Genomic DNA, 5,423 nt, shown 5'->3' with positions numbered 1-5,423 from the left:
GCCGCCGCAAGCTGAACGAGTACCCGACCGAGGAACTGCCGGAGACGGCCGGCGACACGGACGCGATGCGCGGCACCGAGCTGCGCGCCGTGCTGAGGGCCGGGTCGGGATGGACGGCGGCCAGGGCGACCAGGACCTGGACGGTGCGCGGGTGGCCGACGGCGCGCACCTCGGCGAGCAGCGCGGGGACGGTCGGCTGGACCGCGGACTCCAGGTGGCGGACCAGCAGCGGGGCCTCGCCGTGGTCGGCGACGGCGGCCGCGGTGTCCACCCACAGCCAGGTGGCCTCCTCGCGGGTGAGGACCTCGTGGGCGTCCTCGGGGTCGACGCCGTCGTGCTCGGCGAGCCACAGCAGGGCGTACGGCCGCAGCGTCGGCTCGTCGAGCGCCGCGCGGACCTCCGGCTCGGCGGGGGCGCCGACCACGCGCAGCGCCTCGAAGGCGAGGCCGCGCAGCAGGGCGTCCTCGCCGCGGGCGGCCTCGATCAGCTCCGTGACGGCGCTGCCGACCGGCCGGGCGGCGAGCCAGGCGCGGTACTCGGCGCGGGCCGCGTGGGGGCGCAGCTGGGCGCAGCCGCGCAGCATGTCCTCGGCTCCCTGCTCGATGTTCCCCGCGGGGCTCTGCGCGGCGACGCAGATCTGCTCCAGCTTGATCCACACCGCCCAGCTGCCGAGCGGGGTGAGCGTGGCCTGCCCGTCGCCGTAGGTGAGGGCCCCGACGGAGGCGAGGGCGCGCAGCGCCCAGTCGAGCAGCGGCTCGAGCGGGGCGTCGGCGGCGGCCGGTCCGGCGGGCGCGGGCCGGGGCCGCTGGAGCGGCACCCTGGGTCCGAGCTCCCGGGGGAGCTCGGACCCGGCGCCGGGCCGGGCGGGGTCGGACTGCGGGACGTAGTCGACCTCGCAGCGTTCCGTGCGCAGTTCGGTCACCCGCTGCTGGAGGAGGTCGAGGAGCTGGGACACGGGGACCGGGCCGGCCGAGAGCTGGAGGAAGGAGAGGACCTGCGGCATGGCCGTGACGACCTCGGCGACGGCGGCGGCCTCGTACTCCTCGGGTTCCGGGTGGGCGAGCGACCAGGCGTCGCAGAGGGCGACCCAGCCGCGCAGCACGGCGCTGTCGTCGCGGTCCCAGGCGCGCAGCCGCCAGCCCGGACGGGCGCTGCCGCCGTGCACCTCGACGAGGCCGGCCAGGCGGGCGGTGTCCCAGTCGGCACGGACCTGAGCGGGGGTCAGGTCCAGGGCGCGGGCCGCCCGTTCGGCGGTCGCGTCGGAGAGGGTGGCCTTGCCGTCGGCGGTGGCGCTGTCCCCGCCGGGGCCGAGGGCGGCGTCGGCCCAGCGGGCGACGCGGGCCGCGGCGGCCAGAACGGAACGCGCCATTCTGGCCAGCTCCGCCGGGGCCGGCGTGCCCTCCGGGGGGCGTGGCGCGGGGCGGCGCGAGCGGCGTTGGTTCACCGCTGTGGGGGCGGCGGCCAGGGGTCGCGGGCGGACGATTCGAAGCCTGGAGTCGCGCGGGATACGGGACGTCACGGGTGCAGTCTTCCTGGTGACGGTCCGAAAACCCAAACGGAACGGCGGCGGGGGCGTCGTCGTCCCCCGCGTCCCGGCTCCGGAACCGGCCCGGGGGGAGGGATTCAGGCCACGGGTGCGGCACTGACCGGAATCCTCGGCACCGGCTGCCCTGCCCTCCCGCCGCGCGGTCACATCAGGGGGGTGAGGAAGCGTCGCAGCGCCTCCTCGTAGGCCTGCGGGTCGGCGTTCCACATCGCGGCGTGCGGGGCGCCCCTGACGGTGTGCAGGGTGAGGGTGTTCGGGTGGTCGGCGGCGAGGCGGCGGGAGTACCGCCAGGGCGCCACCGCGTCGTCGGGACCGTGGAAGATCTGGGTGGGGACCGCGATCCGGTCCGGGCGGGCGGCGCCGGGCCCGTGGTCGCCGTACAGGCCGGTGCGTCCCTGGGCGGCGCGGACCGCGAGCGGCAGCAGTGCGCCCGGGGTGCGCCGGGCGGCGGCGAGGGCGCGCAGGGTCGCCTCCCAGTCGAGCACCGGGGAGTCGAGGACGAGACCGGCGACGCGGGCGCGCACCTCGGAGCGGGCGGCGGCGCGCAGCGCCATGGTCGCGCCGGTGGACCAGCCGTACAGGATCACCTGCCGGGCGCCGGAGTCCACCGCGTGGTGGAGCACCGCGTCGAGATCGCGCCACTCGGTCTCGCCGAGGTGGTTGAGGCCGTCCGGGGAGCGCGGTGCGCCGGGGTCGCCCCGGTAGGCGGGGGCGAGCACCGGGAAGCGGAGGCGGTGCAGGGCCTCCATGAGGTTCATGGTGTGTTCCCGGGTGGCGCCGAGGCCGTGGACGGCGATCACCCAGGTGTCCCGGGCGCCGGGCACGAACCACGTGGGCAGCGGTCCGAGTTCGCCGGGGACGTCGAGGTCGGTGTGGTCCAGGCCGAGGGCGCCGGCCGGGTCCCCGACGTACAGGTTCGGGGTGAGCCGGGCGCGGTCGCCGGGCTCCAGGGTGCCGTACGTCACGCGTTCGAGGCGGCGTACGACGGTGTCGGCGGAGTCCGGGGCGCCGGCCAGTACGGGGCCCACGACCGCGTGGAAGCCGTCACCGGTGAGACCGTGGCGGCCGGGCCGCAGCGTGGCGAAGTCCCGGGTGAGGGCGACCCGGCCGGCGGCGGTGGAGTGGACGGTGAGCCCGGGTTCGGTGGGCAGGGGCCCGCCCGGGGGCATCCTGAGGGCGGCGTCGCTGGCGAACCGGCCGGCGGCCACCGCGGCGGCGCCGGCCCCTATCACGGCGGTGACGGCTGCGGCCGTCGCTCTGGCAGTGCGCACGTTCTCCAGTGTCATGTCGGGACGGGTACCCGGCCAGTGGGGGCCGCACAGTCGGACCGCACCCGTGGCTTTTCCGTCCGCGGGGCGCCCGTCCCCCGGGACGGGGTTCCCTCGCCCCCGCCGTCCCGTCCCCGGGGGCCGTGCCCCGGACCCCTCCGGCCCGAGCGGCCTCGTCCTCACCCGCCGGACGGGCCGGGAGGTTGCCCGTAGCCCCGCATGCGCTCCCCCGCCTCCCCCAGCTGCTCCGGGGTCAGCAGGTGCGGGGACAGGCCCGGGACGGAGGACGCGGTCAGCCAGAGGCGGCACATCCACTCCAGCTGGGCCGTGCGGTCGTAGGCCTGGGTGAGGGTCGTGCCGTGGGTGACGGTGCCGTGGTTGCGCAGGAGGCAGCCGGTGCGGCCGTCGAGGGCGCGGAGCATGTGCCCGGCCAGTTCGTCCGTGCCGTACGCCGCGTAGCGGGCGACCCGGACGGGCCCGCCGAGCGCCGCCGCCATGTAGTGGATCGGCGGCAGCTCGTCGACGAGCGTGGAGACGGCCGTGGCGTGCACGGCGTGGGTGTGCACGACGGCGCGGGCGCCGGTCGTCCGGTAGACGGCCAGGTGCATGGGCAGCTCGCTGGTGGGGACGAGGGTGCCGAGGACCTGCCGGCCGGTGAGGTCGACGCCCGTCACGTCGTCCGGCGTCAGCCGGTCGTACGGCACTCCCGACGGCGTGACCAGGACGGTCCCGCCGACCCGCACCGAGACGTTGCCCGAGGTGCCGACGACGAGTCCGTCGGCGACGGTCCGGCGCGCGGCGTCGACGAGTTCCGCCCAGGCGCGCGCCTCCTCCTCGCTCACGCCCCGGGCGCCTCCTGTTTCCCGTCCGTCCCCTGGTTGCTCCGTCATACCGCGATCCTGCCAGGCCGCCATCCGGCGGAGGGTCCACCCCCTCTTACGGTCACCACGATGCCCGTTCCAGTTCATCTTCCGTTCACCCTGGTTACCTACGTTCGACCAGCCAATGACCTCGAACGATTGCCTGGGTAAATGGAAAGCTTCTCGCTGATCCTCGCGATTGTGGTGGTAACCGCACTCGCGTTCGATTTCACGAACGGTTTCCACGACACCGCGAACGCGATGGCAACGACCATTTCGACCGGTGCTCTCAAACCCAAGGTCGCGGTGGCCATGTCCGCCGTGCTGAACCTTGTGGGCGCTTTTCTCTCGGTGGAGGTCGCCAACACGATCTCCAAAGGACTCGTCGACGAGTCCGGCATCCGTCCCGAGGTCATCTTCGCCGCGTTGGTCGGCGCGATCCTCTGGAACCTCCTGACCTGGCTGGTCGGTCTGCCGTCCAGTTCCTCGCACGCCCTCATGGGCGGTCTGATCGGCGCCGCCGTCGCCTCCGCCGGCCTCGGCGCGGTCCACGGCGACGTCCTCGTCACCAAGGTCCTGCTCCCCGCGATCGCCGCCCCGCTGGTGGCCGGCATCGCCGCGATGTTCGCCACCCGGCTGACCTACCGGCTGGGCCGGAACGCCGACGGCAAGGCCTCCGAGAAGGGCTACCGCGCCGGGCAGATCGCCTCCGCCGGCCTGGTCTCCCTGGCCCACGGCACCAACGACGCCCAGAAGACGATGGGCATCATCACCCTCGCCCTGGTCGCCGGCGGCTCGCTCGCCCCCGACTCCGACCCGCCCCTGTGGGTCATCCTCTCCGCGGGCATCGCCATCGCGCTCGGCACCTACCTCGGCGGCTGGCGCATCATCCGCACCATGGGCAAGGGCCTGACCGACCTCCAGCCGCAGCAGGGCTTCGCCGCCCAGACCAGCGCCGCGACGGTCATCCTGGCCTCCTCGCACCTCGGCTTCTCCCTCTCCACCACGCATTCCGTCTCCGGTTCCGTGATGGGCGCGGGCCTGGGCCGCAAGGGCGGTGTCGTCCGCTGGTCGACGGCCACCCGGATGTTCGTCGCCTGGGGCCTGACCCTGCCGGCGGCGGCCCTGGTCGCGGCACTCGCCGAGTGGGTCTGCGGCTTCGGCGACTGGGGCACCGCCCTCGTGGCCGTCTTCCTGGTCGCCTCCAGCGCGGCGATCTGGAAGATCTCCCGGCGCGAGGTCGTCGACCACACCAACGTCAACGACCACGAGGCACCGGAGGCGGAGCCGTCCGGCGTGGTGACGCAGGCGATGGCCGCGGTGACCCCGCCGCCCCCGGCGGGCGCCGTGACCGACGGCCTCTCGGCCACCATCCCGGCACCGGCCCCCGTCGACCCGGCGGCCCCGACGGCTCCGCCGGCCGCGACCACCGTCTGACCGCGCCCCGGCAGACCCGGTACGAAGGAAGAAGAGCACCATGAAGATCGACTGGGCGGCCCTCGGTTCCGTCTTCGGCGTCAGCCTCGTGGTCACCGTGGCCCTGGTGGCCCTGTTCACCCTCGGCATCAACGGCCTGTCCCGCCGCGAGCGGGCCGCCGCGCGGGGTCAGTCCGCGGCCCTGGCGGTCACCGGCGCCTACGCCTGCTTCGCGGCGTGCGCGGCGGCGGTGGGCTACGGCATCCACCTGATCATGGCCTGACCGCAGGCCGCACCCGTACGAGCGGGCGGTGCGGGAGCCTCGGCTCCCGC

The 5,423-nt window shown here is 75.3% G+C and carries 5 protein-coding genes; 2 read left to right on the top strand and 3 right to left on the bottom strand.

Annotated elements, in window-relative coordinates:
* The 3 genes from ABTY20_RS34715 to ABTY20_RS34705 all read right to left on the bottom strand — a co-directional run.
* Positions 1–1,519: hypothetical protein (locus ABTY20_RS34715; protein WP_352001136.1), on the bottom strand; the 1,519-nt coding region annotated here is incomplete at its 3' end.
* Between the two features lie 170 nt (positions 1,520–1,689).
* Positions 1,690–2,817: an alpha/beta hydrolase gene (locus tag ABTY20_RS34710; protein ID WP_352001135.1), complete on the bottom strand. Its 1,128-nt coding sequence runs from the start codon at positions 2,815–2,817 to the stop codon at positions 1,690–1,692.
* 176 nt (positions 2,818–2,993) lie between these two features.
* Positions 2,994–3,704, bottom strand: coding sequence for a class II aldolase/adducin family protein (locus ABTY20_RS34705; protein ID WP_352001134.1), 711 nt, complete (start codon positions 3,702–3,704; stop codon positions 2,994–2,996).
* 141 nt (positions 3,705–3,845) lie between these two features.
* Here ABTY20_RS34705 and ABTY20_RS34700 point away from each other — a divergent pair, with 141 nt between their 5' ends.
* Positions 3,846–5,111: an inorganic phosphate transporter gene (locus tag ABTY20_RS34700; RefSeq protein ID WP_352001133.1), complete on the top strand. Its 1,266-nt coding sequence runs from the start codon at positions 3,846–3,848 to the stop codon at positions 5,109–5,111.
* 40 nt (positions 5,112–5,151) lie between these two features.
* A complete protein-coding gene (locus ABTY20_RS34695; RefSeq protein WP_352001132.1) occupies positions 5,152–5,373 on the top strand; it encodes a hypothetical protein in 222 nt (73 codons plus the stop codon).
* Positions 5,374–5,423 lie beyond the last annotated feature (50 nt).

It is taken from the genome of Streptomyces sp. NPDC126497, assembly GCF_040302425.1.
Taxonomy (GTDB): Bacteria; Actinomycetota; Actinomycetes; order Streptomycetales; family Streptomycetaceae; genus Streptomyces.
The sequence above is the reverse complement of the archived record's forward strand: the minus strand, read 5'-3'. Positions and strand labels throughout refer to the sequence as shown.